We start from the raw sequence: 26,872 nt of genomic DNA on the forward strand, positions 1-26,872 counted from the left end.
TGGATCAGGCGGGTGTCAGGGCGTTCTGCAGTGCATGGACGATGGCCTCGGTGACCTCGTGGGTGTCCGAGGTACCGCCGATGTCGCGCGTCAGTGCGCCGCCACCGGTCGCCGTTTCGATCGCAGCTTCGACGCGGCGTGCCTCCTCGTGCAGCCCGAAGTGATCGAGCATCAACGCTGCGCTGGCGATGGCGCCGATCGGGTTACTGATCCCCTTGCCTGCGATGTCGGGGGCCGAGCCGTGAACGGGCTCGAACATGCTCGGGAAGCGGCGCTCGGGATTGAGGTTCGCGCTCGCGGCGACGCCGAGACTTCCCGCGAGAGCCGACCCGAGGTCGGAGAGGATGTCGGCGTTGAGGTTGGAGGCCACGACGACGGACAGGTCCTCCGGATGCAAGATGAACTTTGCGCTCATGGCGTCGACGAGCACGCTTTCGGTCGTGACGTCCGGGTAGTCGAGTGCGACGCGCTTGAAGACGTCGTCCCACAGCACCATTCCGTACTGCTGAGCGTTGGATTTGGTGACGCTGGAGACTTTCTTCACGGTACGGGTGCGGGCGAGGTCGAACGCGAAGCGCATGATGCGCTCGCATCCCTTCTCGGTGAAGAGTGCGGTCTGCAGTGCGACTTCGTTCCCGGGTCCGCGGCCGCTGAGGTTGCGCCCTCCGAGGCCGGCGTACTCGCCTTCACTGTTCTCACGAACGACGACCCAGTCGAGCTCGGTGTCATCGGCCTTCCGAAGCGGCGACTGGACGCCGGGGAGGAACTTCACCGGACGCACGTTGGCCCATTGGTCGAAGTTCTGCGTGATGTTGAGCCGCAGACCCCACAGGCTGATGTGATCCGGAACGTTTTCCCAGCCGACAGCACCGAAGTAGATGGCGTCGTAGCCCTTCAGGGTGTCCAGTCCGTCGTCGGCCATCATCTTGCCGGTTTCCGCGTAGTAACCGCAGCCCCAGGGGAACTCGTCCCACTGGAAGGCGAACTTGCCGCCGGACTGCGCGGCCAGAACGTCCAATACGCGCTGGCCCGCCTCGACCACCTCCCGGCCGACACCGTCGGCCGGGATGGACGCGATCTTGTACGTGGTGGGTTCGATTGCCATGAGTTCCTCCGTTGTTGTGCAGGTCACATTCTGTCTTGAACCATTAAGGGGTGACAGGGCAATCGGCGTCCAAGACCAAAAGCCGATCCGGCTTATCGGTTTTTCCTAATCGAGTCGGATTTTCGCAGGTAGAGTGCGTGCTCGGGCACCGGCTTCACGGAGCGTCATCACACCCGAGGAGGTTCGACGGATGGACGCGCGGCATCTGAGGTACTTTCTGGCCGTCGTCGACGAAGGGGGCATCAACCGGGCAGCCGAGGCGCTTCTCATCGCGCAGCCGTCTCTGTCTCAGTCGATCGCATCGTTGGAGCGGGAGCTAGGTGTTCCGCTTTTCCACCGCATCGGACGACGCTTGGTCCTGAGCGATGCGGGCGAGACCTTGATCGGCCCCGCGCGGGTGGTGCTGCGAGACCTCGACGACGCGGCCGCCTCGGTCGAGGAGTTGAAGGGTTTGCGTCGTGGACGTGTAGATCTGATCACGATGCCCTCACCGGGTATCGAGCCGTTGACGACCATCCTGACTCGGTTCAGCACGTCGTATCCGTCCGTCACCGTGAACGCCGAGGCTGCCTTCACCCCGGACGAGGTTTTGCACGCAGTGCGAACCGGCGCGTGCGAAGTGGGAATTCTGGGTTCGCCCAGTGACGTCCGTGCCCCCGAGCTGGAGGTCGTGGCACTGGAAAGCCAACCGTTGATCCTCATCTCGGGCGCCGGCGCGAGCACGCCGGACGGCCCGGTCATAGAACGGTCCGAACTGTCCGGACTGAGACTGATCGTGTCCCAGCACGGTTCGTTGATGCGGACACTCGTCGACGAGGTTCTCGCGAGTGGCGTCGACGCCACCATCGCCGCCGAGGTTGCACATCGAACGTCGATCCTGCCGATGGTGCTCAGTGGATTCGGTCAGGCGGTCATGCCGTCGTCGTGGGCGCCGTCGGCGCGGCAGGCGGGCGCCAGAATTCACCGGATCGTCCCGGAGTCGTACCTGCACGTTGCCGCCGTCTGCCGGAAAACCCACCTCACACCGCCCGCGCAGAAACTGATGGACGAAGCGCGATTGTATGCAACAGGGCAGCCGGCGGTCTGGGATCTCGATTGAGACAACGACGGGTACGGACATGGAGACTGCGACGTATCGAACACGGTGCCCTGCGGCGTGGGAAGAGGCAGACGCTTCGGCGCAGGCGCAATATGGACCAGTCCGATGACGGGTGATCCCGATCGATCGTGATTACGGCCCACAGGAGGCGAGCATGCCGGACACTGTTCCCGGGACACACGAGGCAGAACCACACCGAGACATCGGTGGGCGCCTGAACTGGCTGCGTGCCGGAGTTCTGGGTGCCAACGACGGCATCGTGTCGACCGCCGGACTCGTCGTGGGTGTCGCGGCTGCCACCGTCGAGCGTGGGCCTGTGCTCACCGCGGGCGTTGCGGGTCTGGTCGCCGGCGCGGTGTCGATGGCGCTCAGTGAGTACGTTTCCGTGAGCACGCAACGCGACACCGAGCGATCGCTGCTGGACAAGGAACGCCGTGAGCTCGAGGACGAGCCCGAGCAAGAACTGGCAGAGCTCGCCGCCCTGTACGAGGCCAAAGGACTGTCGCCGGCGACAGCCATGACCGTCGCCGAGGAATTGACCGCAAGTGACCCCTTCGCAGCGCACGTCGACGCAGAACTGGGAATCGATCCGGACGCTCTGACCAACCCGTGGCAGGCGGCGTCGTCGTCCGCGGTGGCGTTCGTCAGTGGAGCGCTTCTCCCGCTGCTTGCCATCGTTCTGCTACCGGCGTCGGTTCGTATCCCGGTGACCTTCGTCGTCGTCCTGATTGCACTGGCCGCGACGGGAACGATCAGTGCGCGGCTCGGGGACTCACCTGCTCGACCGGCAGTGACGCGGATCGTGCTCGGGGGTGCGCTGGCCATGGTCGTCACCTACGGCATCGGTCAACTCGCGGGCGTCGCAGGGATCTGACGTACCGGTCTCGAACAGTGACACCTGCATCGGTGTCGCCGGCGACGGTTGCCGGTCCCATCGACGGGTAACCAGTTCTCCCGACGAAAGGACACCGATGGCAGACCAGTTCACCAAACAGGACCCGACCACGTCGTTCCCGATGCCGGAGCGAGCGGACCAGGACGAGATAGCGCACCCCGGCCTGACTGCGGATCTGGTGTCGGCACCGGACCACGGTGAAGCCTCGTACCGCGGTGCCGGACGTCTGGACGGACGTAAGGCTCTCGTGACCGGAGGTGACTCCGGCATCGGCCGCGCGGTCGCCCTGGCGTTCGCACGCGAAGGCGCCGACGTGGTGATCGGCCACCTGCCCGCCGAGGCCGCCGATGCGCAGGTGACGGTGGATCTGATCGAGTCGGCAGGACGATCCGGCGTCGCAGTCGCCTGCGATCTCACCGACGAGTCGGAATGCATCCGATTGGTCGATTCCGCGGTCGACGCACTCGGTGGCCTGGACATCGTCGTCAACAACGCGGCGTTCCAGATGGCCAGGATGGGCGGGATCGCCGAGATCAGCTCCGAGCAGTTCGACCGTGTGCTCAAGACCAATCTGTACGCGCTGTTCTGGATCAGCAAACGTGCCGTCGAGATCATGACCGCCGGAGCGACCATCATCAACACCACCTCGATCCAGGCGTCGAACCCGTCTCCGGAGCTGCTCGACTACGCGACCACCAAGGCTGGAATCGTCGCCTTCACGAAGGGCTTGTCCGGTGACCTCGCGTCGCGGGGAATCCGCGTCAACGCCGTTGCACCCGGACCCATCTGGACTCCGCTGATACCGGCGACGATGCCGGCGGGCAAGTACGAACAGTTCGGTGAGACGGTTCCGCTCGGCAGGCCGGGACAGCCGGCCGAGCTTGCTCCCGCCTACGTGTTCCTCGCGTCGAACGAGTCGAGTTACATCACCGGCGAGACCATTGCCGTCACCGGCGGAACACCGTTCAACTGAGCCGATCCCACCCGCTGGTCCTACATGCCGCGTCGGCGGAACTCGTTGGCGACCCTGATGATCGATCGCTCCAGGGCCGCGACCTGTTCCGCCGACGCGTTCCCACGAATTGCCTCACGCCGTTGTTGTTCGAGATCGCGATGCATCGCATCGAGCTGGTCCACCGATGCTTCCTTGATTGCGTTCACAGCAGCGTCCTTTCCCGACGAAACTACCCGTCGCGGCCTCGATCACCGGTGCCCGCAGGATCGACGCCCGCGATACGACTACATACGCGCACACCGTGTTCGGTTGGCGCGCACGTATTCTCGTGTTCGATTCTATCCGTCCTACTCGGCGTTGGGAAGCGGGCACGTGGTTGACGAAACGACGTTTCCGCGCACGGACGGTTGCTCGCCTGAACTAGGGTGGAAATCATGGGAAACGACCATGCGGCATCGGGACGTGATCTCACTCGTGCGATTGCCGACGCGACGAGATCGTTCTTCGCTCCCACCAGTCTCGAGGACACCCTGCGAGGAGTGACCGAGAGCGCCCGGTCACTGATTCCGGCCGTCGACTGCGCCGATATTCTCGTGGTTCGAGGGCCGAAGAAGTATCAGTCGCACGCTGCAACGAGCGAGCTGCCGGTTCGCCTCGATGCGATTCAGGAGAAACTGGGAGAGGGGCCGTGCGTCGACGCTGCGCGGACCGAGATATTCTTCCGCTGCAACGATTTCCGTAGCGATCCGCGGTGGCCGGCGTTCGGTCCGGCCGCGGTGGAAGTAGGCGTTCACAGCAGCCTGTCGTTTCGCCTCTACGCCGACGGCAACACCATCGGAGCTCTCAACCTGTTCGCACTGACGGCCGATGCCTTCGGTGACGACGACCAAGAACTGGGAGGGGTACTCGCCACCCATGCCGCGGTAGCGCTGTACGCAGCCAACAAGACCGAACAGTTCACGTCGGCGCTTGCCTCACGGGACACGATCGGTCAGGCCAAGGGCATGCTGATGGAGCGGTTCGGCATCGATGCCGTGCAAGCATTCGATCTTCTGGCTCGACTGTCCCAGAACGACAACATTCCAGTTGCAACCCTGGCCGCAGACCTCGTCAGGCGGGGCTCCGAGTCGTCGTCCACGCGCTGATGTCGCGCGGAGGTTTCGAACGAGTCGACATGTGGAAGCCACGCTTGGACGCGACGTCTGCGTCCGTAAGTCGCTGAAACATCCGGCGAGCCCCCTTCACGGTTGAGGGCCGTCCCGTCGGTTGGCCGTCACACCGAAGTCGATCTTTCGGAGTGTGCAATGTCCACGGACCCCGAGCAGCGAATAAGCACCGAAGCGCAATTGTCCGACGTCTGCGCGAAGATCGCGGACCTTGCCCTCACCTACGGTGTCGCCGTCGGTACCGCCGAGTCGCTCACTGCAGGCAACATCGCCGCCATGCTGGGCAAAGCACCGTCGTCAGGGGAGTGGTATCGGGGCGGCATCGTCGCCTACCACGCGGATGTGAAGCACTCTCTTCTCGATGTTCCCGACGGCCCGGTGGTCAGTGAAGACGCCGCCACGGCGATGGCGCGGTCGACGGCGTCGTTGCTGGGTGCGAATCTGACCATCGCAGTGACCGGTGAGGCCGGACCGGAGTGCCAGGAGGACCAACCACCCGGGACGGTGTGGGCCGCGATCTACGATCGTGGAGCCGTCGACACCGAGTGCAAGAAGTTCGACGGGGAACCGGAACAGATACTGGCCCAGACACTGTCCTTCGCGCTGAACAGCCTTCTCCGACACACCCGACAACGCGCACATGCCTAGCGGTTCGTGTGCCGACCCCGCAATCAGATAGGCAGGAGACCATGGATCACGCCGTCAGAACCACCATTCAGCGAGAATTGAATGTCGTACCGTTGATCGAGTCTGCGAGCGAGGTCCGCCGAAGGGTCACGTTCCTTGCCGATTACCTGCAGGTCAGTGGGGCCTCCGGCTTCGTGCTCGGTATCAGCGGAGGGCAGGACAGCACCTTGGTCGGCAAGTTCGCGCAAATGGCGGTGCGTGAGGTCGCGGAATTGGGCGGGAAGGCCACCTTCGTCGCGGTTCGTCTGCCGTACGGAACTCAGGCCGACGAGGCCGACGCCGCGACGGCGCTGGACTTCATCGAACCGGACCGCACCGTCACCCTGGACATTCATGATGCCGTCGTCGCATCTGCTGCGGCGGCGGCCTCGGCGCTCGGCGTCGAGCGACTCGACGACTTCGTGCGGGGAAACATCAAAGCCCGTGAGCGCATGATCGCCCAGTACGCCCTTGCCGGCCAGGAGAACCTACTCGTCCTCGGCACCGATCACGCGGCCGAAGCCGTGACGGGCTTCTTCACCAAGTACGGCGACGGTGGGGCCGACCTCACGCCACTGAGCGGACTGACCAAGAGCCAAGGTGCGCAGCTACTTCGACACCTCGGCGCGCCGGACTCCACGTGGAAGAAAGTGCCGACGGCCGATCTGGAGGACGACAGGCCCGCGCTGCCGGACGAGCAGGCACTCGGAGTCACTTACGCGGACATCGACGCCTACCTCCAAGGTGACCCCGTCGGCGACGAAGCCGCGGCGATCATCGAACAGTGGTATGCCAAGACCCGCCACAAACGCACCACACCGGTGACCCCGGACGATCGGTGGTGGCGCACATGCGTCGACGACGGGACCTGAGCGCCGGTCAGAATTTCGTCGGCGGCCGGTCAGGGGTGATGAGCTGGGCCGAGTCTGGCCGAGGGATGCGTCGGTAGGGGCGCTGCGGTGGTCCGATGCGGTGCTTGCGCCGGGGCGGCTGCTCGGCCTCCGCGATCGTCTCCACTGCCGGAGGTTCCGGGGGCTGTGGTGTCGGTGCCGGTGGTGTCGGTGCCGGTGGTGTCGGTGCCGGCCCGATATCCAACGAGGCACCGGCCAGGGCCCGTTCCTTCGATGTGGTGGCACCCCAGATGCCGTGCGGCTCGGCGGCTTCCATCGCGTAGTCCCTACAGGTGTGCAGTACCGGGCAGTCGGTGCAGATGGCTTTGGCGCGAGCCTCCATGGCCGCGAGCGACCGCCCGCGTGCACTGGTCGGCGGGTAGAACAGCACTGGGTCCTCGTGTCTGCACGATCCACGCAGCTGCCAATCCCACTGCTCGGCGACGGGCTGAGGCAAGCTCGGCGGCAACGAACGGTAGCGCGTGACGGCGGAATGCGGATCGAGCGACATTGTTCTCCTTCACACCGCCGCGTGCTGCGCGAGCGTCTTGTACAGGCCGGCGACGTGCGCGGCCGTGTCGTGTACCAGTTCCGTTGTCCGCGAGGACATGTCCTCGAGGGTGGACGGCCCGGCGGCGATGGAGAAGGCCGCGGTGACCCCGGCGCCGCGTATCTCCTCGGGCGTCAGGACGACCCGTCCGGCGATGACGACGACGGGGCACGAGGGTGGCGCGGCGCGTCGTACACCGGCAACTACCTTGCCTCGCAACGACTGTGAATCGAACGATCCCTCACCGGTCACGATCATCGATGCGTCGGAGCACAGTTCTTCGAATCCGATCGCAGTCATGACCATGTCCGACCCGGGCATCAGCTGCACATCGAGGTAGGCCGCGAGAGCAGCAGGCAACCCGCCCGCCGCACCCATGCCCTCGGTCGTGGTGACGTCGGTCCCGGTGGCGGACTTCAGCACGTCGGCGAGATGCGCCAAACCGGAGTCGATGGTCTCCACGTCCGACGGGGTTGCGCCCTTCTGCGGCCCGAACACCGCTGCGGCACCGCTGTCTCCGAGCAACGGATTGTCGACGTCGACGGCGATTCGAACGGTCACCTCGCCTGCTCGCGGATGCAGGCCGCTGACGTCGATGCTGTCGATGTTCGCCAGGCCGGCGGCACCCGGCTCGACGACACTGCCTGCGCCGTCGAGAAAACGTGCGCCGAGGGCAGACAGGAAACCGGTACCGCCGTCGTTGCTCGCGCTCCCGCCGATGCACAGCAGGATCTCGGAGACACCGTCGTCGAGAAGTTGTCGGGCGAGCACGCCCACCCCGTGACTGTCCGCTCGCAGAGGCTGCAGCGGGGCGTCGGAGACATGGGGGAGACCGTTGGCTTCAGCAGCTTCGATGACGCCGGTCCTGCCGTCGGCGGACACTGCGATCCGCGCGGTTCGGGGTCGTCCGATCGCGTCGACGGTGTCGATCTCGCTGATGCGCGCGTCGAGAGATGCCGCGAGCGCATCCAGCGTCCCCTCCCCGCCGTCGGCCATCGGGCATTCGACGATCCTCGCGTCCGGTCCCAGTACGTCCCGGAAGCCGGCGGCCATCGCCGACGCCACCTCGGCGGCCGTGCCGGAGCCCTTGAACGAGTCCGGGGCAACGACGATCGTGGTGCGTCGCGCGTCGGTTCTGTGCTGTTCCATGACAGTAGGTTAAGTCACCGACTCCGGTCGGGGTATGGGCTTCGTGCACATTGTTCGGTCGGAATCGGCGCCGATATCGGTGCGCGGCGCACACTCATCGGACAAGCTCGTCCGCATCGACTCGTCGGGCCGACGCAAGGGCCAGCTTCATGGCCACGGCGTCGTCGAACACCCGCAGGTCCAGCCCCGTCAGTTGCTCGATGCGGTTCAACCGTTGCACGACGGTGTTCCGGTGGGTGTGCAGAGCAGAAGCCGTCGTCACGATCGACAGATTGTTCTCGATCAGGACTGCCGCGGTCTCGCGCAACGCCTCCGACAGGGGTCCGAGGATTCGCCTCGCAGAGTCCAGCGCGATGGCCTCGGGCTGACGACCGACGAGGATGTCGATGTCGAGTGCGGAGAGCTCGTGGACGATGCCGTCCGGAAGGTGATGCCGGAGCAGAACGTCCATCTGCTGCACGTCGACGACCAGTTCGGGTGTGGACGCTCCCACACGCCCGGTGACGACGGAGGCGCCAGCCGCGCGCAGTCGATCGACGACGACCGCGCGGGTGCTGGCGTCGGACGAACCGACGAGGAGCCATAGTGTGGTGTCGCGTTCCCACGCGACGACGTTGCCGATGCCCACCACGCTGTTGCGGAACCGACCGAGCGCAGCCGGGCCGGGCGACGTACCGCGAGCAGTCACGATCGACCACGGCGGCCGGATCGGTCTGCCCACGTCGCGAAGCCTGGCCACGACGCGAGCCTCGGACACGTGGGAGTCGACGATCATCGCGTTCAGTAGATCGCGCAGCGACGATTCCCTCCACCGCGAGTCGTCGAGGTGCTGCTCCTGCTTCAGCAGAAGCGACACGGTGAGCACGAGGATGCGGGCGAGCGGCTCGACGACGGCGGGGTCGCCGGTGATTCCGACGACCCCCACCGCCTCGATATCCGCTGCTTCGTTCTTCACCGCGCCGGGTTCCGCCCCGTCGTCGCCCAGGTAGAACGGAACGTTCACACCCTCGCGCATGTCCGGATCGGCACCGTCGGCGTCGATCCGCACGACGTCCCCACGCTCGAGCGCCCGCACTGCACCGTCGTGCAGCGTGCCCAGGCGTGCTGGATCGACGGACGCGATGATGATGCCGTGCGCATCCATGATGTTGACGTTGTGTGCCACAACGGGACGCACTTGGTCGACCACGCGCTGGGCGAGTTCGGCGGTCAGCATCGCCCGAGCGTACCCGGGAGCGTCAGACCGAGACTGCTTCCTCGGCCGGGGTGCTGGTGCGAATCAAGTGATCGAACGCGCTGAGCGCTGCCGTCGCACCCGATCCTGCCGCGACGATGATCTGCTTGAACGGCGCGGTGGTGCAATCACCTGCTGCGAAGACGCCCGGTACCGATGTCCGTGCGTGATCGTCGACGATGATCTCCCCGCGCGGGGTGAGATCGACGGTGCCGGAGAGGAACTCGGTGTTGGGCAGCAGGCCGATCTGAACGAACACTCCGTCGAGGTCGACGGTGTGCGCGGTGTCGTTCGTGCGGTCGGTGTACGCCAACCCGGTGACCTTGGAACCGTCGCCGATGACCTGGGTGCTCAGGGTGCTGACCAGGATGTCGACGTTGGGGAGGCTGCGGAGCTTGCGTTGCAGAACGTCGTCGGCGCGCAGTTGCGAGTCGAACTCCACGAGGGTGACGTGCGCGACGATGCCGGCCAGGTCGATCGCTGCCTCGACGCCCGAGTTGCCGCCGCCGATGACGGCGACGCGCTTGCCCTTGAACAGCGGGCCGTCGCAGTGCGGGCAGTACGTGACGCCCTTGTTGCGGTATTCGGTCTCGCCGGGAACGTTCATCGAGCGCCACCGTGCGCCGGTGGACAGGATCACGCTACGTGAGAGAAGCCGTGCGCCGCTGGCGAGTTCGACCTCGACAAGTCCCTGCGGTGTGGCGGCGGGGGTCAACTTGGTGGCGTTCTGGACGTTCATGATGTCGACGTCGTACTGGCGAACGTGGTTCTCCAGTTCGGCGGCGAACTTCGGTCCTTCGGTGTACGCAACGGACGCGAAGTTCTCGATACCCATGGTGTCCAGCGTCTGACCACCGAAGCGCTCGGCGACGACGCCGGTGCGAATTCCCTTGCGCGCAGCATAGAGTGCTGCGGTTGCACCCGCCGGGCCGCCTCCGACGACGAGCACGTCGAACGGGTCCTTCTCGGAGATCGCTGTCGCGGTGCGTTCCGCGGAGCCGGTGTCGAGCTTGCCGACGATCTGTTCGAGGGTCATGCGGCCGGACCCGAAGGGCTCACCGTTGAGGAACACCGACGGAACGGCCATGATGCCGCGGTCGTCGACCTCGTCCTGGAACAGGGCACCGTCGATGGCGATGTGCTTGACGTTGGCGTTGAGTACAGCCATCACGTTCAACGCCTGCACCACGTCCGGGCAGTTCTGGCAGGAGAGGGAGAAGTAGGTTTCGAAGTAGAAGTCGCCTTCGAGGTCGCGGACCTGGGCAAGCAGCGCGGCGTCTTCCTTGGAGGGGTGGCCACCGACCTGCAACAGCGCGAGCACGAGAGAGGTGAACTCGTGTCCGAGCGGGATACCGGCGAACTGGACCTCGATGTCGGTGCCGATCCGACGGATGGCGAACGACGGCTTGCGCGGGTCGGTGCCGGTGCGGGAGTGGGTGACCGAGTCCGACAGTCCGGCGATCTGGTCGAGAAGTTCGCCGAGTTCGACGGATTTGGGTGCGTCGCCGAGAGAGGACACGAGCTCGATCGGCTGCGTCACGTTCTGGAGCAGGGTCTTCAGTTGATTGGCGAGTGCGGCGTCGAGCATGAGGTGTACTCCTGAGATCGGAAGGAATGGTCGTGGATTCTCAGCTCGGGCCGAGTGATCCGAACGTGGGGGATGCGCAGGCGGCACAGGGCTTTGACGCTCCTGTGCCGCTGCGCATCGATCCGAACGAATCAGATCTTGCCGACGAGCTCCAGCGACGGTGCGAGGGTGTCTTCGCCCTCTTCCCACTTCGCCGGGCAGACCTCACCCGGGTGGCTGCGCACGTACTGTGCGGCCTTGACCTTGCGGAGAAGCTCGGATGCGTTGCGGCCGATACCTTCTGCGGTCACCTCGGTGAACTGCACGACGCCGTCCGGGTCGACCAGGAAGGTGCCGCGGTCGGCGAGGCCCTGGTTCTCGCGGAGAACCTCGAAGTCCGTGCTGATCTTCAGCGTCGGGTCACCGATCATCGTGTACTTGATCTTGCCGATCGTGTCGGACGACGCGTGCCACGCCTTGTGGGTGAAGTGGGTGTCGGTCGAGACCGAGAACACCTCGACGCCGAGGCGCTGCAGCTCGTCGTAGTGGTCGGCGAGGTCGCCGAGCTCGGTGGGGCAGACGAATGTGAAGTCGGCGGGGTAGAAGTAGAAGACCGCCCACTTGTCCTTGATGTCCTCGTCGGAAACGGTAACGAAGGCACCGTCTTTGAAGGCCTCAGCGGTGAACGGCTTGATCTTCTTGTTGATGAGCGACATGTACGGCCTCATTCGTATTCGGGTGCGTTGGTGTCGGTTGACGACCCTAATGACCCTGGATTGATCGGGCCAATCGATGATTGCTCAGATCTCGATAGCTCGAGCTTATCGATCCAGCGTGGGCTTTCTGGACTCGATCAAACCTAGGTCCGGGCGTGACGGACTACACAGCCTCCCGCGATCAGTGCGCGCGTTCCGCAGCCAATCGCTCGATCCGGGGGAGCGCAACGGCCATGATCGTCAGATACGCGGGCGCCCAAATCGGTACGCCGAAGCTCACCACGCAGCCCTCGCCGTCGGGGATCACCTCGTGCCGAGTCGCCGGCACACCCGCCACCCGCCACGCCCAGAGTCGGCCGTCCTCGAACTCGGTGATGCGGAACGGCAGAGGCACTCCGACCGGGGTGAACACCCGGCCTCGGGAACCCAGGGCAAGCGGACCGGGTCGGTCCAGTTCGGCGCCGGCCACCGTCGGACCCCACACCGGCCATGCCGTCAGGTCCACCAGAACCTCCCATGCCGCGGCAGGCGGAACGGACATGGGGAGTTCGACGACGGGCATCCCGCGACGAAGGTTCAGGCGCATGCGGTGTGAGTAGCCGTTCACGGCGAATCGAAACGGTCGCCGCCTGTCGCGATGTTCAGCAGAGCGTCCACCCGAGGCATCTCGCGGTAGGTGCCGAACCGGTGATGGGTGATGCTGATGGACTGCTCGCGCAGGAACGGCAGCATCTCGACGCGACCCGCTTCGGTCACGGCGCCCGACCACACTGCGGCCGACGGCCCGGTGGGCACGTCGGTTCCGGACCCGACGACGCGGGTTCTGTCGGCCCCGCCGTGCGAAACCGCACGCGCCCAGTCCGTTTCGGTGTCGACCGACACGCCGTTGGTGGTCAGGAACCCGAGCACGCCCTCTCCGAGGGCGACGGACGCGTGCACGGACAGGCGCAGAGTGGAACGGGCACGCAATCCGGCTGCGACGACGCGCAGAACCTCCACGGGGCGAGCGTCGGCCTCCGCTCGCACGGTCACCGGGGCAGGAAGGTAGCGCAGCACGTTCGCCTCCACCCCGAGATTCGATACGTCACGGGTGACGCCGAACTCCGTGTCCCACGCCACGAGATCGCTTGCCAGAGAACGCCGTAGAAAGTCGAGGTCGTCGCCGACAAGCGCGGTCTCGCGCAGGAACTTCTCCGCCCACGCGTCGACCACGCAGCCGACGGTCGTGCCGGACGCGGGCGCAGGAGACCAGTCGGACAGACCCACGAGGTAGTTCGGTCCTCCTGCCTTGCTCCCCGTGCCGACCGTCGACTTCTTCCACCCGCCGAAGGGCTGCCGTCGCACGACGGCACCGGTGATGCCCCGGCCCACGTAGAGGTTGCCCGCGGCGACCTCCTGGATCCACTGCGCCTGTTCGGCATCGTCGAGGGAATGAAGGCCTGCGGTGAGCCCGTAGTCGACGTCGTTCTGCACCTCGATCGCCTCGGCGAGAGTGGCGACGGTGATGATGCCGAGGATCGGACCGAAGTACTCCGTTCGATGGAACTCGGAACCAGGAGACACGCCGACGCGTATCCCAGGCGACCACAGCCGGCCCTCGTCGTCCAGTGCACGGGGTTCGAGCAACCACGACTCACCAGGGTCGAGGTGGGTCAGACCCCGGAGAACCTTGCCGCTCGCAGGTTCGACGAGAGGGCCGATACGCGATTCGGGGTCCGTCGGGTACGCAACCTTCATGGACCGGACGGCGTCGACCAGCTGGCCCAGGAAACGATCCGACGTACCGACGGATCCGACCAGAATCGCCAGGGACGCTGCGGAGCACTTCTGGCCTGCGTGGCCGAAGGCAGACCTCGCAAGGTCCTTCACCGCCAGGTCCAGATCGGCTGCGGGTGTGACGACCACGGCGTTCTTGCCGCTCGTTTCCGCGAACAGTCGAATGTCGGGGCGCAGCCGGTGGAACAGCTCTGCCGTCTCGTAGCCACCGGTGAGGATCACCTGATCGACCCGCGGATCCGCGACGAGGGTGCCGGCGAGGGACGCCTCGTCGACGTGCATGAGGCGCAACACCTCTCGCGGCACGCCAGCCCGCCACAGAGCGTCGACCATCACCGACCCGCAACGCTTCGCCTGCGGCGCAGGCTTGATCACGACGGCAGAACCCGCAGCGAGTGCAGCCAGCGTCGATCCGGCCGGTATGGCCACCGGGAAGTTCCACGGCGGTGTGACGACGGTCAGACGCCTCGGCCGATGGAGTGCGCCGTCCACCCGTGAAAGCTCCTCGGCGAGTTCGGCGTAGTACCTGGCGAAGTCGATGGCCTCGCTGACCTCGGGGTCGCCCTCCTCCAAGGTCTTGCCACATTCCGCGGCCATGACCTCGAGCAGGTCCGCACGTGCGCTGGACAGCTCGCGCGCCGCGGACCTCAGGATGCGTGCTCGCTCGGTCGGCGGGAGCGAACCCCAGCCCGCCCCTGCGTCGCACGTCTGCTGAATCAGCTCGTCGAGGCGGACGGGATCGTCGACGGTGTACTCGGTGACGAGCTCCACCCCGATGTCCGACGCCTCGGCGCGCTCGAGGATGCCGCGGCCCCACCGTCTGTTGGCGGCCACGGAGGGATCGGTGTCGGGAGTGTTGGCGAACGGTACTGCGACATCGGCGCTGTCGGCGCTGTCGGCGCTGTCGGCGCTGTCGGCGCTGTCGGCGCTGTCGGTGCTGCCGGTGTTGTCGGTGGTGCGGTTCTGGATCCGTCGCGGCGCGGGAACGGAGTCGTCGAGCGCGGTCAGCGACGCACGGAATCGATTCTCCTGCATCGTGAACTGCGGGGTCGGGTGCCCGCTCGCGGTGGTCAGTTCGAACATCGAGGGCATGAAGTTCTCCGGCGCTGCTCCTTCTTCCAGCCGGCGGACGAGGTAGGCGATCGCGACGTCGAATTCGTCGGCGCCGACAACGGGGGTGTAGAGAAGCATCCCGCCGGTGTCCTCGGCGATCACCTGTGCCGTCGCCGACGCCATGCCCAGCAGCATCTCGAATTCGTATCCGGAGTCGATGCCGCGATGTTCGGCGAGACACCGTGCCCAGGCGAGGTCGAACAGGTTGTGCCCGGCAATGCCGATGTGCACATTGCGGATTCGATCGGAGTCGAGCGCGTAGTCGACGATGCGCTTGTAGTTGGTGTCGGTGTCCTGTTTGGACGACCACGTGGCCAGGGGCCATCCGTGCAGAGCGGATTCGACTCGCTCCAGCGGAAGATTCGCGCCCTTGACGATGCGGATCTTGACCGGGGCGCCTCCGCGTGCGGTGCGCTGGGCGGCCCAGTCCTGCAGCCGCATCATCGCGGACAGCGAATCGGGAAGGTATGCCTGCAACACGATTCCCGCCTGAAGCGACAGAAGTTCAGGTCGGTCCAGCAGGGTCGTGAACACTGCGATCGTCAGATCGAGATCGTGGTACTCCTCCATGTCCAGGTTGATGAACTTGGGTGTGCCGGACTGCGCGGCCGCCGAGTACAGCGGTGCGAGCTCGTCGATGGTGTGTGCGACGGCCTCCTCGAACGCCCAGGGCGAGTGCGGCGCAACGACCGCCGACACCTTGACGGACACGTAGTCGACATCCGATCGCGCCAGCAACGCCATGGTTCCGTCGAGACGTGCCCGAGCCCCGTCCGATCCCAACACGGCCTCGCCGAGCAGATTGATGCCCGGACGCATTCCGTCCCGGCGAATGCGAGCGAGACCGCGAGACAGTGCGCGCGGCGAGGCGTCGAGCACGAGATGGCCGACCATCGCTCGCAGAGCCCTCTTCGCGACGGGGACGACCAATGCCGGTGCGATCCTCGCGGCCACGTTGCCGAGCCGAAGGGCGACGCGCAGATGCACGCCCAGGAACTCAGGCAGATCACCGTCCGTCAGATGCGCCCAGTTTCTGGCGGCGACCCGCACATCCTCCGGTCGTACGACGCCGTCGATGAACCCCACGGCGAACTCCAGACCACGCTCGTCGCGCAGCAGGCCCGCCAGACGGACGGCGGCACGATCGGCGGGACGGTCGGCGGAGCGTGTCACCCAACGCCGTGCCAGGGCAACCGCGTCGTCCGCCAGCTGTTCGCGCGTCCTCGGTGCCATGGTCCACACTCCTGAAGGATCGACGGGCTTCGACTAGCGGGCAGGGCTTGTTTCGGATGTCACCAGTCCATTCTGTATGCGAAGTCGATCGGCGGTGTTCCACTCGGAGGTTCGAGATGCCGCCGTCGACGCGAGCGCTGCTCGGAACGCGCGAATTGCTGGGTGACCTGCGCGCCCGGCGCGGACTGCCGTGTAGATGGTTCGGTCCGGACGCCCCGGTAGTGCGCGGAGATCGAGTCCGTCGGACTGGGTCGCGGCGATCAGCGCGGGGATGAACGCCGCGGCGTGGCCGGTGCGCACCAGATGCGCATGCATCAGGGGGTCCGGGCTGACGAAGCGGACCCTGGGTTCGAATCCTGCGGCACGGCACACCGACCGGGCCCACGTGCCCGTCGCACTGTCCGGCGGGTCCATCGCCCAGGGCACGTCGGACAGGCCTGCCAGGTCGGTACGCGCGGACGGCAACCAGGCGGCCTCGGACGGGACGGCGAGCAGCAGTGGATCGGCGGCGAGGTCCGCCCGGTCGATGTTGTCTCGGACGGGTTCGGGCATGCCGGGGTATTCCTCGCCCAGAATGAGGTCGAAGGAGTGCGACAGCAGACCGTCGTAGGCGGCGGAGACCTGTAGCTGGTCGAACTCGACGGTCAGCGAGGGTTCCTCGGCGGCCAGCAGGTCCAGCACTGCGGGCACGATCGCGAACACGACCGTCTGGAACGACGCGACCCGCAATGTTCCCTGAACGGCCGATTGCGCGGACGCGAGATCCGCCTCGGCTTCCTCGAGTTGGCGAAGGACGATCTCGGCGTGGGCGGCGAGTCCGACTGCGGCGTCGGTCAACGTCACCCCTCGCCCCACCGGTTCCAGCAGCCGAACGCCGGACTCCTTCTCGAGCAGCGACAGCTGCTGTGACACCGCGGACGGCGTGTAGGACATCACACGGGCTACCTCGGCGAGCGTGCCGCGCCGGTGTAATTCGAGAAGGATCCGCAGGCGAGGGACGTTGAGCATCGGATTCCCGTCATAGGTAAGCAATAGTGACTGTTATTCTACAAAATGATTCGCTGGACTTACGTGACTTACACGAGAAGCATTCACTGTCATGACGGCAACCTCCCGGACACCCGGCACGGGCTCAGCAGTGGCGATGATGGTCGGGTCGTGTTTGTCCCTGCAGTTCGGCGCAGCTCTTGCCGTTCAGATATTTCCTGTCGCCGGGTCGTGGGCCGTCACTGCGGCGCGGTTGGCCATCGCAGCCGCTCTGCTGCTTCTCCTGGTGCGTCCACGGGTGCGCGGATGGTCGAAGGCGCAATGGAAGAGCATGGCCGCGCTGGGATTCGCATTGGCCGCCATGAACGGATGCTTCTACGCCGCGATCGATCGAATCCCTCTCGGCGTGGCGGTGTCGATCGAGTTTCTCGGACCACTCGTTCTGGCCGCTGTCCTGTCACGCAGGCGCGCCGACGTCGGATGGGCGTGCCTCGCATTGGTCGGCATGGTGCTGCTGGGCGTCGAATCCGCCGTACACGCAACGAGTCTCGATCCTGTCGGAATCATGTTCGCATTGTTCGCCGCGTCGTTCTGGGTTCTCTACATCCTGACCAATGCACGGGTAGCGGCAACGGTTCCCGGCACAGGTGGCCTGGCTGCGGCCATGGTGATCGCCGCCGTCTGCGTACTTCCGGCCGGGATGATGCAGGGGCTCACCGCCTTCGCGGACCCCGAAACCCTTGCCCTCGCAACGGTGGTTGCGCTGTTGTCGTCGGTCGTTCCGTACACCCTCGAACTCGCTGCGTTGCGGATCATTCCGCGCAACGTCTTCGGCGTCCTCCTGGCCCTCGAACCGATCTTCGCGACACTGGCCGGGTGGCTGCTCCTGCATCAAACGGCAGGGGCGATCCGGCTGACCGCCATCGGACTGGTCATCGCCGCGACGGTGGGAACCGTCCTGACGGCCGAGCGCATCGCGTCGGTACCTGTCCGGCCCGAGGTGAAAGCCCTCTGACCTGGCAGTTCCTGACATCTGTCATGCCCGACCCGTGACGAAGTAGCGCAGTTTCGATTCCCGTCTGCACTGTTGTGGACCCTCCGTGTCGACGACTCTGGGAACAGACAGAGCGACGACTTCGACACGAGGAGGACACGATGACGACTCCGGATTCCACACCGATTCAAGACGAGAAGAAAGTCGACGCCACCCAACTCCTGCTGCACAACCTCGGCGGCGTGAGCGGCATGATCTACACCGCTGTACCTGTGGTCGCGTTCGTGACCGCCAATGCGTTGGTCTCGCTTCCGATCGCCATCGGAGTCGCCGTCGCCATCGCCGTCGTGCTGACAGTGCTGAGGATGGTGCGCGGTGAACCGATCGTCCAGGCGAGCGGTGGACTGATCGGCGTCGTGACGGCGGGTGCCGTAGCGGCATGGACGGGCTCGGCCGGTGGATACTTCCTGATCGGGATCTGGACCAGCCTGGTCATGGGTGCGCTGATGATGCTGTCCCTGCTCGCACGTCGACCGTTGACCGGCCTCCTGTGGAACGCGCTGCACGGCAACAAGTACCAGTGGCGATCGAATCGCTACACCCTGCGCGCGCACGACATCGCGACCGGCGCCTTCGTGCTGCTGTTCGGCGCGCGCTACATCGTGCAGGACCACCTCTACGACACCGACGCCACCGGATGGCTGGCGTTCGCGAGGATCTCGATGGGCACCCCGTTGTTCGCCCTCGCGATCCTGGTCACCGTCTGGGCTTTCCGACGCTCCACGAAGCGGCTGGTGAACGAAACCTCTTGACTGTGCCGTAAGGGCACAGTTCAGACTGAAACCCACGAGATCCGATCTGCGAGGAGTGTCCGGTATGGGCTGGAGCACCAGGGAGGTAGCCGACCTGGCGGGGACGACATTGAAATCGGTACGGCACTACCACGACGTCGGTCTGCTCGACGAGCCCGAGCGTACGTCGAACGGATACAAACAGTACGGCGTTCGGCATCTCGTTCGGCTGTTGCAGATCGGACGGCTGACCGACCTCGGCTTCTCGTTGGCGCAGATAGCCGCACTGGGAGACAGTCGCGAGCATCCCGAGCAGGCCCTCCGAACCCTCGATGCCGAGCTGGAGGCCACGATCGAACGGTTGCAGCGAGCACGCACGGAGCTCGCGATCATTCTTCGCGATTCGGTCCCGACAGATCTGCCTGCGGAGTTCGCAGACGCGGCCGCGGAGCTCTCCGAACCGGACCGCACGTTCGTGTCGTTCGCGACCACGATTCTGACGCCCTCCGCACTCGATGCGTACGGCGAGTTGATCAGGAACACTCCGCGTACATCCACCGACACGGAGTTCCAGTCGCTTCCGCGAGACGCGGACGAGGCCACCCGCATCGACTTGGCCGAGCGGATGGCTCCACACATCCAGGACCTGACGATGCGGTATCCGGGATTGTTCGACGCGAACACCTCGGCGCTCGGTAAGGAGCGGGCCACACGAGCATTCGCGGTAGCCGTGGAAGAGCTGTACAACCCCGCCCAACACGATGTTCTGCGCAGGATTTCCGTCATTCTGAACACACCAGGAGTGAGCCACTCGTGATCTATCGTCACCGACCACGCCGGACCGTAAGCGTCCTGGCCGCAGCAGTTCTCGTCCTCGGAGGGTGTAGCCAGGCCGAGCTGGAACCGGATACGACTGCCGATCTGGATCGCTTCTACGGTCAAGCGGTGACGTTCGAGCCATGCGAGGGGTATGGCACGACGTCGACCGACGAGGCAGCGTTCGTCAGCGATCCGACCTTCCAGTGTGCGCGAGTGGATGTCCCGCTCGACTACGACGACCCGGACGGGCGAACGGCGCAGATCGCGCTGTTGAAAGTTCCCGCGAAAGGCGAGCCCATCGGGTCTTTGCTCCTCAACTCGGGTGGCCCCGGAGGACCTGGCATGAGTATGGCCGCAGCTGCGGCGACAACGCTGGCAAACAGCCCGTTGACCGAGAAATTCGACATCGTCGGATTCGATCCACGCGGCGTTGCGGCCTCGACGCCGGCTGTCGACTGCTTCACCGACTCCGAGAACGAAGCAGGCGAGGCGTACACGACGGTTCTGACGGGAGCGAGAACGCTGTCGGAAGACGGGGCACGCGCGCTGGTTCAGCAGTGTGCCGAGCGGTCCGGCGGCGAGGACGTACTGGCGAACGTCGGAACCCGTGACGCAGCCCGGGACATGGATGTGCTGCGCGAAGTGCTGGGCGACGACCAGCTCAGTTACCTCGGACAAAGCTATGGCACGCGCCTGGGCGCGGTCTACGGAGAGATGTTCCCGCAGAACGTTCGTGCCATGGTGCTCGACGGTGCCATCGATCCACTGCAGAGCACTGCGGACCGTCGGATCGACCAGTTCACGGCGTTCCAAGAGGCATTCGACGCCATGGCTGCGGATTGCGCCACCAAGCCCGACTGCCCTCTCGGCCAGGATCCGACGAGGTCCGTCGAGAATTTCCAGAACATCGTCCGCCCGCTGATCGACGATCCGATCGTCACCCCGGGCGGCAGGAAGATGGACTTCGACGCCGCCTACGGGGCCGTGATCGCCGGTCTCTACGACTCGACCGTCTGGCCCGTCATCACCCGGGGCATCGCGGAACTACAGGTGGGGCAAGCAGAGACGCTGCTGAAGATCAGTGACGTGTTCGGCGGGCGTGACGTCGACGGTGCGTACCCGAACTTCGCCGAGGCGCTGTACGCGATCAACTGCAACGACGAGCAGCGCAACACTGCCGAGCAGGAGGTCGAGCTCAAGGAGCGAATTCAGGGCGTCGCACCGTTCACCGACTCCGGTCTGGGGCCGGACGGCGCACGCGACCCGTGTGAATCCTGGCCCGTCGAACCCACTTTGGGATTCCCGTACGCAACCGACATCGACGGTCTGCCGGACACGTTGACCATCTCCATCACCGGCGACCCGTCCACGCCGTACGCGGGTGGTGTCAGTCTTGCCGACACGCTGGGTGGTTCACTGCTCTCCGTCGACGGAGACCAACACACCGTCGCGTTCTCCGGAGCGAACGACTGCGTCGACACGGTTGTGGCCGAGTACCTCGTGGACCTGAAATCTCCGCCCGAAGGCACCCGCTGCGCTCTTGACTAGACCGTGCGAGTTTCGCTTCCTGCCAACAGGATCGACGCGATGAGCTCGGGATTGTCACTCATCGGGACGTGTCCGACGCCAGGCACGGTGATGAACTTGGCGTGCGGCAGGTTCCGCTTCGCGACCGCACGCTCGTAGAACGGCAGGGTGAGGTCGCGTCGGCCCCAGGCGATGGTGATCGGAACCTGCGGCTCCGCCGCGACAGGCAGTTCGAACACAGCCTCCAGTCCCTCGTCGACGAAGGTGTTGGAGACCAGGGACGCGGTGTCCACCACTGCGTCGGCATACGGCACTCGGCTGGGGTGGGCGAAGAACGCGGAGATGGCCGGGTAGCGCACGGCTTTGTAGGACAGCAGACGAGGCGCATGCTCACCCATTCCGCGGGCCAGGGTTCGCAGAACGCGGAACGTGCCGATCGCGCGACGTCGATCGAGGTCGTTCACGAAGAATCCGGCGGGAGACAGCGCGGTCGCCGACGCCACTCGCCCGCGGCACGCCATGGCGATCGCCAGCCAGCCCCCCAGTGAGTTACCCCCGATGTGAGGCTTCGCGTCCGGAGTGTCGAAGTCTCCGAGCAGATCGTCGAGGGCATCGACGACGTAGCCGAGCGGATCGGTTACGTTCGCCTCGAGTGCGGGGGACTCGCCGTGACCGAGCAGGTCGACGGTGACCACCCGTCGATAGGGAGTGAGTAGGTCGAGGACCGGATCCCATGCCTGCCTCCGGTGAACCACTCCGTGAACGAGGACGAGAGTGGGACCGCTACCGGCGACGTCGTACCGCATCTTCATGGGAGCACATAGTAGCTGTGAATAGAGGTAACACCTACTACTTCGCCGAATCGGAGAAATATCTTCGTGGATGATGTCGAAAACACTCACCCGGTTCCGTCCCAGTGTTGGATGCAGCCGAAGGGGCTGCACGAACGCACGCAGAAGGAGACCATCATGGCCAAGTACCTGTTTCTCAAGCACTACCGCGGCGCTCCCGAGGCAGTCAACGATGTCCCCATGAACGAATGGACGCAGGACGAGGTGGAGGCCCACCTGAAGTACATGGACGACTTCGCCGCCACGCTGCAGGAGACCGGCGAGTTCGTCGACAGTCAGGCTCTGAAGCAGGCCGGGGCGTGGGTCCGGTACGACGGCGAGGGAAAGCCGCCGGTCACCGACGGCCCGTTCGCCGAGACCAAAGACCTCGTCGCCGGGTGGATGGTGGTCGACGTCGATTCCTACGACCGCGCCCTCGAACTCGCGGCCGAGCTGTCCGCAGCACCCGGTGCAGGCGGCAAGCCGATTCACGAGTGGCTCGAGGTCCGCCCGCTGATGAGCACGCCCACCACCATCGAAGACTGACATGCACCCCGGGGCCGACACGACTCCGGATCAGCCCGGGATGGACGACGCCCTGGTCCGGCAGTTGACTCCCTCTGTGATCGGCGTCCTCACTCGTCGCGGACTCGATTTCGCGACAGCCGAGGACGCCGTCCAAGAGGCGTTGATCCAGGCCACGACGTCCTGGCCGACGAGGATGCCGTCGGACCCCAAGGGGTGGCTCGTCACCGTCGCCTGGCGGAAGTTCCTGGACGTGCACCGAGCCGACGAAGCCCGTCGAACACGGGAGCTGCGGACCTTGGCCGAGCCGCCACCGGGGGACACCCAGAACGTCGACGACACCCTGCAGCTGCTCTTCCTGTGCGCGCATCCGTCGTTGACGCCGTCGGCGGCGGTCGCGTTGACGTTGCGCGCAGTCGGTGGCCTGACCACCAAGCAGATCGCCGACGCATACCTCGTCCCGGAGAAGACGATGGGTCAGCGCATCAGCCGCGCGAAGAAAACCGTCGGGCACGTGCGATTCACGGAGAACGGGGATCTGTCGACGGTTCACCGGGTGCTCTATTTGATCTTCAACGAGGGGTACACCGGCGACGTCGACCTCGCGGCCGAGGCGGTCCGGTTGACCCGGCAGTTGGCCGCATCGATCTCCGACGAGGAGACGTCCGGTCTTCTCGCGCTGATGTTGCTGCACCATGCCCGCCGGAGTGCCAGGACACGCCCCGACGGCAGCGTCGTTCCCCTGGCCGAGCAGGACCGATCACAGTGGGACACGACGCTGATCGCCGAAGGCGTCGACATCCTGCAGGCCGCGTTGGCGCGCGACCGACTGGGTGAGTTCCAGGCGCACGCCGCGATCGCCGCGCTGCACGCCGACGCCAGGAGCGTCGACGAGACCGACTGGGTGCAGATCGTGAGCTGGTACGACGAACTTCTCGCCGTGACCGCGAGCCCTGTCGTGCAGCTCAATCGGGCTGTCGCAGTGGGGGAGGCCGACGGCGCGGCCGCGGGTCTCGTGGCGCTCGGCGCAGTGGATCCGAGCATGCCCCGCTTCGCCGCTGCTTCGGCGTACCTCCACGAAAAGGCGGGTGACCTGGTCTCGGCCGCGCGGCTGTACTCCGAGGCGGCACAGGCGGCGTCGAACCTCGCCGAGCGTCATCACCTGTCGTTGCAGGCGTCGCGTCTGGGCAGGACGATGCGCGAGGCCGAATAGAGAGGGCCGGACTCCCGAGACAAGGGGTTGACGCGGCGCACTGGCGAGCCCTAATGTGATCCAAGCCATCGATTGAAACGTTTCAATCCCGTCGAATCTGCAACAGTCGATGGTGGCCCCCACACTCTGATCGTCGAGAAGGTCCTCCATGGCATCGGTTCTGTCCGACACGAAGAAGCTGTGCTTCCTGTTGAAACTGCGCCCCGAGCGGGTGCAGGACTACCTGGCCGCGCACGAGACCGTCTGGCCGGAGATGCTCGATGCTCTGCGCGAGACGGGGTGGAAGAACTACTCGCTGTTCCTTCGACCCGAGGACGGTCTCGTCGTCGGCTACGTCGAGTCGGACGACCCCGCGGCGATGACCACGGCCATGAGCGCGACCGACGTCGACGCACGCTGGCAGGCCACCATGGCCCAGTACTTCGAGCCCGCGGCGCGCCCCGACGCCCCTCTCGAGTTTCTGCACCACTACTTCCATCTCCCCTGATCCCGCACTCTTGACGACCCCCCTCACAACGACCCCCTCACAACACGGAGCCCTCATGAAGATCGGCGCCAAGTCCACCACCGGGTGGCGAGCGACCATATCGGTCGCGATGAGCAACTACATCGAAGCAGGATCGATCATCGCCATCGCCACGTCGTTGACGTTGTGGCAGAACGAGTTCGGCATCAGCAACCTCGCCGTCGGGCTGCTTGCGGCCTTCAGCGCCAATGCATTCGGTGCGGCGATCGGCGCCGGCATCGGCGGTCCGCTGTGCGACAGGTTCGGCCGCAAGGCGATCTACACCTACGACCTGATGGTGTACATGGTCGGTGTGCTGATCGCAGCGTTCGCGATGAACTTCGCGATGTTGCTGACTGCGTTCGTGATCACCGGCATCGCCGTCGGAGCAGGCGTCCCTGCTTCGTGGACGTACATCGCCGAACAGGCGCCGTCACGTGAGCGGGCGCGACACGTCGGAACCGCACAGTTGGCGTGGTCGGTCGGGCCGTTCGTCGGATTCGCACTCGCCGCGTTGCTCGCGCCCCTGGATCTGCTCGGCTCGCGCATCATCTTCCTGCACCTCTTCGTCGTGGCCGCGGTGGTGTGGTGGATTCGCCAGGGCCTGCCGGAGTCGGTGATCTGGAAGAACGAAACGGGCGACACCGCAGGGGCCGCTGCACGCGAGAAGACGTTCGGTGCAGCAGGATTGAAGGGTCTGTTCACCAAGAAAGTGAACATCACCGCGCTGCTGGTCCTCATCGGAATCTACGGCTTCTGGAACACCGTCGCGGGACAGGCAGGCATCTTCATGCCGCGTGTGTACGAGAGCGCAGGCGTCGAGAGCGCCGTCGAACAGAATCTCCTGCAGGTTCTGGTGTGGGGCTGCACCGTGCTCGCCACGTACTTCGGCTTCATGAAGTTCGCCGATCGCGTGTCCCAGAAGCTGCTCTACTCCATCGGAGCTCTGCTCGGCATCGCGGCCTGGGCGATCCTGGTGTTCTTCACCGACAACGGACTTCCGACACTGCTGATCTTCGCCATCACCTGGGGTATCTCCAGCGGCATCGGTGCCCAGGCGTTCTACAGCCTCTGGGCGAGCGAGCTGTTCGCCACGCCGTACCGTGCCAGCGCACAGGGCTTCATGTTCTTCGTCGTCCGCACCGCCACCGGCCTGCTGAGCTACTTCTTCCCGACCCTGCTCGCCGCCACCGGGCTCACCACCGTCGGCCTGCTGCTCATCGGCCTGCTGACCGTCGCCCTCGCGATCGGTGCGATCTTCGCGCCGAACACGCGTGGAAAGTCCCTGCCGGAAATCGAGACCGAGCGATACGGTGCGGTCGTGTCCCCTGAACTTCCCGACTCCCGAGACGGAGTCACCCAGACCCGAGAGCCTGCACTGTGACTACACGAGCCGTGACCACACATACCGTCAGTCCCGACGCCGTTCTCGACGCCCTCGCCATTGAACTCCCGTCATGGGCCTTCGGAAACTCCGGGACCCGCTTCAAGGTGTTCGGCACTCCCGGCACACCCCGCACGATCGAGGAGAAAATCGCCGACGCAGCCACCGTGCATCGGCTCACCGGATTGGCCCCCGTTGTCGCGCTTCATATCCCGTGGGACAACGTCGACAGCTTCACGACACTGAAGTCCTACGCCGCCGATCTCGGTGTTCGTCTGGGAACGGTGAACTCCAATACCTTCCAGGACGACGACTACAAGTTCGGCAGTCTCACGCACACCGACAAAGCCGTGCGGCAGAAAGCGATCGACCACCATCTGCGGTGCCTCGAGGTCATGACCGAGATCGGCTCGCAGGACCTGAAGGTCTGGCTGGCCGACGGCACCAACTACCCGGGTCAGGGCGACATCCGCGGTAGGCAGGACCGTCTCGCGGAATCGCTGGCCGCGATCTACCAGCACGTCGGCGACGGCCAGCGGTTGGTGCTCGAGTACAAGTTCTTCGAGCCTGCCGTCTACGTGACGGACGTACCGGACTGGGGCACGTCCTACGCGCACACCGTCGCCCTCGGTGAGCGGGCGGCAGTGTGCCTCGACACCGGGCACCACGCGCCGGGAACGAACATCGAGTTCATCGTCGCGCAGCTTCTGCGCCTCGGAAAACTCGGTTCCTTCGACTTCAACTCACGCTTCTACGCCGACGACGACCTGATCGTCGGCGCGGCGGATCCGTTCCAGCTGTTCAGGATTCTGTTCGAGGTCATCCGCGGCGGCGGGCTCGCGCCCGAGTCGGACCTCGCGCTCATGCTGGACCAGTGTCACAACGTCGAGGCGAAAATCCCCGGGCAGATTCGCTCCGTCCTCAACGTCCAGGAGATGACGTTGCGTGCGGCTCTCGTGGACACCGAGGCACTCACCACGGCGCAGGAAGCCGGAGACGTGCTCGGCGCCAACGGCATCTTCATGGATGCCTTCTACACCGACGTGCGTCCACGGCTCGCCGAGTGGCGTGAGAACCGCGGTCTACCGGCCGACCCGATGCGAGCCTTCGCGGAATCGGGCTACCAGCAGCAGATCGAAGCCGACCGAGTCGGCGGCACCCAGACCTCCTGGGGTGCATGAGC

The 26,872-nt window shown here is 65.5% G+C and carries 26 protein-coding genes; 15 read left to right on the forward strand and 11 right to left on the reverse strand.

What is annotated here, in order from left to right; all coding sequences use genetic code 11:
- Nucleotides 1-4: 4 nt before the first annotated feature.
- The gene (locus tag ACFULT_RS05370) at nt 5-1,105 is read right to left on the reverse strand and encodes a tartrate dehydrogenase (RefSeq protein WP_037108199.1); all 1,101 of its coding nucleotides are present in this window, start codon (nt 1,103-1,105) and stop codon (nt 5-7) included.
- 190 nt (nt 1,106-1,295) lie between these two features.
- Between ACFULT_RS05370 and ACFULT_RS05375 the strand changes: the two genes are divergently transcribed.
- The 3 genes from ACFULT_RS05375 (at nt 1,296) to ACFULT_RS05385 (ending at nt 4,072) form a co-directional block, all read left to right on the forward strand.
- On the forward strand, nt 1,296-2,204 hold the full coding sequence (locus ACFULT_RS05375) for a LysR family transcriptional regulator (protein ID WP_094654122.1): 909 nt from the start codon (nt 1,296-1,298) through the stop codon (nt 2,202-2,204).
- Nucleotides 2,205-2,358: 154 nt separating this feature from the next.
- Nucleotides 2,359-3,078 carry a VIT family protein gene (locus ACFULT_RS05380; protein WP_378480853.1) on the forward strand — a complete coding sequence of 240 codons (720 nt, stop codon included), beginning with the start codon at nt 2,359-2,361 and terminating at the stop codon, nt 3,076-3,078.
- A 97-nt stretch (nt 3,079-3,175) separates the two neighbouring features.
- Complete coding sequence (locus ACFULT_RS05385) at nt 3,176-4,072, forward strand: SDR family oxidoreductase (protein WP_378480854.1); 897 nt, start codon at nt 3,176-3,178, stop codon at nt 4,070-4,072.
- Between the two features lie 20 nt (nt 4,073-4,092).
- On the opposite strand, the gene ACFULT_RS05390 is transcribed toward ACFULT_RS05385, so the two are convergent.
- Nucleotides 4,093-4,260: a hypothetical protein gene (locus ACFULT_RS05390; protein WP_155290464.1), complete on the reverse strand. Its 168-nt coding sequence runs from the start codon at nt 4,258-4,260 to the stop codon at nt 4,093-4,095.
- A 228-nt stretch (nt 4,261-4,488) separates the two neighbouring features.
- Between ACFULT_RS05390 and ACFULT_RS05395 the strand changes: the two genes are divergently transcribed.
- From ACFULT_RS05395 to nadE, 3 genes are all read left to right on the forward strand, one after another.
- Entirely contained in the window at nt 4,489-5,199 is a 711-nt protein-coding gene (locus ACFULT_RS05395) for a GAF and ANTAR domain-containing protein (protein WP_378480855.1), read from the forward strand.
- 159 nt (nt 5,200-5,358) lie between these two features.
- Nucleotides 5,359-5,868: a CinA family protein gene (locus tag ACFULT_RS05400; protein ID WP_378480856.1), complete on the forward strand. Its 510-nt coding sequence runs from the start codon at nt 5,359-5,361 to the stop codon at nt 5,866-5,868.
- A gap of 41 nt (nt 5,869-5,909) precedes the next feature.
- Nucleotides 5,910-6,758, forward strand: coding sequence for an ammonia-dependent NAD(+) synthetase (gene nadE, locus ACFULT_RS05405; protein ID WP_378480857.1), 849 nt, complete (start codon nt 5,910-5,912; stop codon nt 6,756-6,758).
- A gap of 7 nt (nt 6,759-6,765) precedes the next feature.
- On the opposite strand, the gene ACFULT_RS05410 is transcribed toward nadE, so the two are convergent.
- From ACFULT_RS05410 to ACFULT_RS05445, 8 genes are all read right to left on the reverse strand, one after another.
- A complete protein-coding gene (locus tag ACFULT_RS05410; RefSeq protein WP_378480858.1) occupies nt 6,766-7,287 on the reverse strand; it encodes a WhiB family transcriptional regulator in 522 nt (173 codons plus the stop codon).
- A gap of 9 nt (nt 7,288-7,296) precedes the next feature.
- Complete coding sequence (locus tag ACFULT_RS05415; RefSeq protein WP_378480859.1) at nt 7,297-8,475, reverse strand: glycerate kinase; 1,179 nt, start codon at nt 8,473-8,475, stop codon at nt 7,297-7,299.
- Nucleotides 8,476-8,569: 94 nt separating this feature from the next.
- Nucleotides 8,570-9,691 carry a CdaR family transcriptional regulator gene (locus ACFULT_RS05420; protein ID WP_378480860.1) on the reverse strand — a complete coding sequence of 374 codons (1,122 nt, stop codon included), beginning with the start codon at nt 9,689-9,691 and terminating at the stop codon, nt 8,570-8,572.
- A gap of 22 nt (nt 9,692-9,713) precedes the next feature.
- The gene (gene ahpF, locus ACFULT_RS05425) at nt 9,714-11,297 is read right to left on the reverse strand and encodes an alkyl hydroperoxide reductase subunit F (protein ID WP_094719589.1); all 1,584 of its coding nucleotides are present in this window, start codon (nt 11,295-11,297) and stop codon (nt 9,714-9,716) included.
- 131 nt (nt 11,298-11,428) lie between these two features.
- Nucleotides 11,429-11,992 carry an alkyl hydroperoxide reductase subunit C gene (ahpC, locus tag ACFULT_RS05430; RefSeq protein ID WP_037114445.1) on the reverse strand — a complete coding sequence of 188 codons (564 nt, stop codon included), beginning with the start codon at nt 11,990-11,992 and terminating at the stop codon, nt 11,429-11,431.
- 181 nt (nt 11,993-12,173) lie between these two features.
- Nucleotides 12,174-12,578, reverse strand: coding sequence for an SRPBCC family protein (locus ACFULT_RS05435; RefSeq protein ID WP_019663745.1), 405 nt, complete (start codon nt 12,576-12,578; stop codon nt 12,174-12,176).
- A gap of 17 nt (nt 12,579-12,595) precedes the next feature.
- Nucleotides 12,596-16,114, reverse strand: a complete 3,519-nt coding sequence (locus ACFULT_RS05440) for a proline dehydrogenase family protein (protein WP_378480861.1) — start codon at nt 16,112-16,114, stop codon at nt 12,596-12,598.
- 33 nt (nt 16,115-16,147) lie between these two features.
- Nucleotides 16,148-17,122 (reverse strand): LysR family transcriptional regulator, encoded by a 975-nt coding sequence (locus tag ACFULT_RS05445; RefSeq protein WP_037114349.1) that lies wholly within the window; start codon nt 17,120-17,122, stop codon nt 16,148-16,150.
- 91 nt (nt 17,123-17,213) lie between these two features.
- Here ACFULT_RS05445 and ACFULT_RS05450 point away from each other — a divergent pair, with 91 nt between their 5' ends.
- The 4 genes from ACFULT_RS05450 (at nt 17,214) to ACFULT_RS05465 (ending at nt 21,253) form a co-directional block, all read left to right on the forward strand.
- Complete coding sequence (locus ACFULT_RS05450) at nt 17,214-18,116, forward strand: DMT family transporter (RefSeq protein ID WP_371828904.1); 903 nt, start codon at nt 17,214-17,216, stop codon at nt 18,114-18,116.
- Between the two features lie 140 nt (nt 18,117-18,256).
- The gene (locus ACFULT_RS05455; protein WP_255122705.1) at nt 18,257-18,907 is read left to right on the forward strand and encodes a DUF3159 domain-containing protein; all 651 of its coding nucleotides are present in this window, start codon (nt 18,257-18,259) and stop codon (nt 18,905-18,907) included.
- A 64-nt stretch (nt 18,908-18,971) separates the two neighbouring features.
- Nucleotides 18,972-19,703 carry a MerR family transcriptional regulator gene (locus tag ACFULT_RS05460; protein ID WP_094719586.1) on the forward strand — a complete coding sequence of 244 codons (732 nt, stop codon included), beginning with the start codon at nt 18,972-18,974 and terminating at the stop codon, nt 19,701-19,703.
- Nucleotides 19,700-21,253 (forward strand): alpha/beta fold hydrolase, encoded by a 1,554-nt coding sequence (locus ACFULT_RS05465; protein ID WP_378480862.1) that lies wholly within the window; start codon nt 19,700-19,702, stop codon nt 21,251-21,253. Before ACFULT_RS05460 ends, ACFULT_RS05465 begins: the two co-directional genes overlap by 4 nt.
- Here ACFULT_RS05465 and ACFULT_RS05470 read toward each other — a convergent pair.
- Entirely contained in the window at nt 21,250-22,044 is a 795-nt protein-coding gene (locus tag ACFULT_RS05470) for an alpha/beta fold hydrolase (protein ID WP_037114338.1), read from the reverse strand. The genes ACFULT_RS05465 and ACFULT_RS05470 overlap by 4 nt on opposite strands.
- Nucleotides 22,045-22,200: 156 nt before the next feature.
- Here ACFULT_RS05470 and ACFULT_RS05475 point away from each other — a divergent pair, with 156 nt between their 5' ends.
- From ACFULT_RS05475 to rhaI, 5 genes are all read left to right on the forward strand, one after another.
- The gene (locus ACFULT_RS05475) at nt 22,201-22,608 is read left to right on the forward strand and encodes a YciI family protein (protein WP_094719637.1); all 408 of its coding nucleotides are present in this window, start codon (nt 22,201-22,203) and stop codon (nt 22,606-22,608) included.
- A 40-nt stretch (nt 22,609-22,648) separates the two neighbouring features.
- On the forward strand, nt 22,649-23,800 hold the full coding sequence (locus ACFULT_RS05480) for an RNA polymerase sigma factor (protein WP_378480914.1): 1,152 nt from the start codon (nt 22,649-22,651) through the stop codon (nt 23,798-23,800).
- Between the two features lie 148 nt (nt 23,801-23,948).
- Nucleotides 23,949-24,287, forward strand: coding sequence for an L-rhamnose mutarotase (locus ACFULT_RS05485; RefSeq protein ID WP_019663736.1), 339 nt, complete (start codon nt 23,949-23,951; stop codon nt 24,285-24,287).
- A 55-nt stretch (nt 24,288-24,342) separates the two neighbouring features.
- Entirely contained in the window at nt 24,343-25,689 is a 1,347-nt protein-coding gene (locus ACFULT_RS05490; RefSeq protein ID WP_019663735.1) for an MFS transporter, read from the forward strand.
- 11 nt (nt 25,690-25,700) lie between these two features.
- Nucleotides 25,701-26,870: an L-rhamnose isomerase gene (gene rhaI, locus ACFULT_RS05495; RefSeq protein WP_094719636.1), complete on the forward strand. Its 1,170-nt coding sequence runs from the start codon at nt 25,701-25,703 to the stop codon at nt 26,868-26,870.
- Nucleotides 26,871-26,872 lie beyond the last annotated feature (2 nt).

Origin of the sequence: Rhodococcus sp. NPDC057297 (assembly GCF_042667435.1) — a bacterium.
Classification (GTDB): Bacteria; Actinomycetota; Actinomycetes; order Mycobacteriales; family Mycobacteriaceae; genus Rhodococcoides.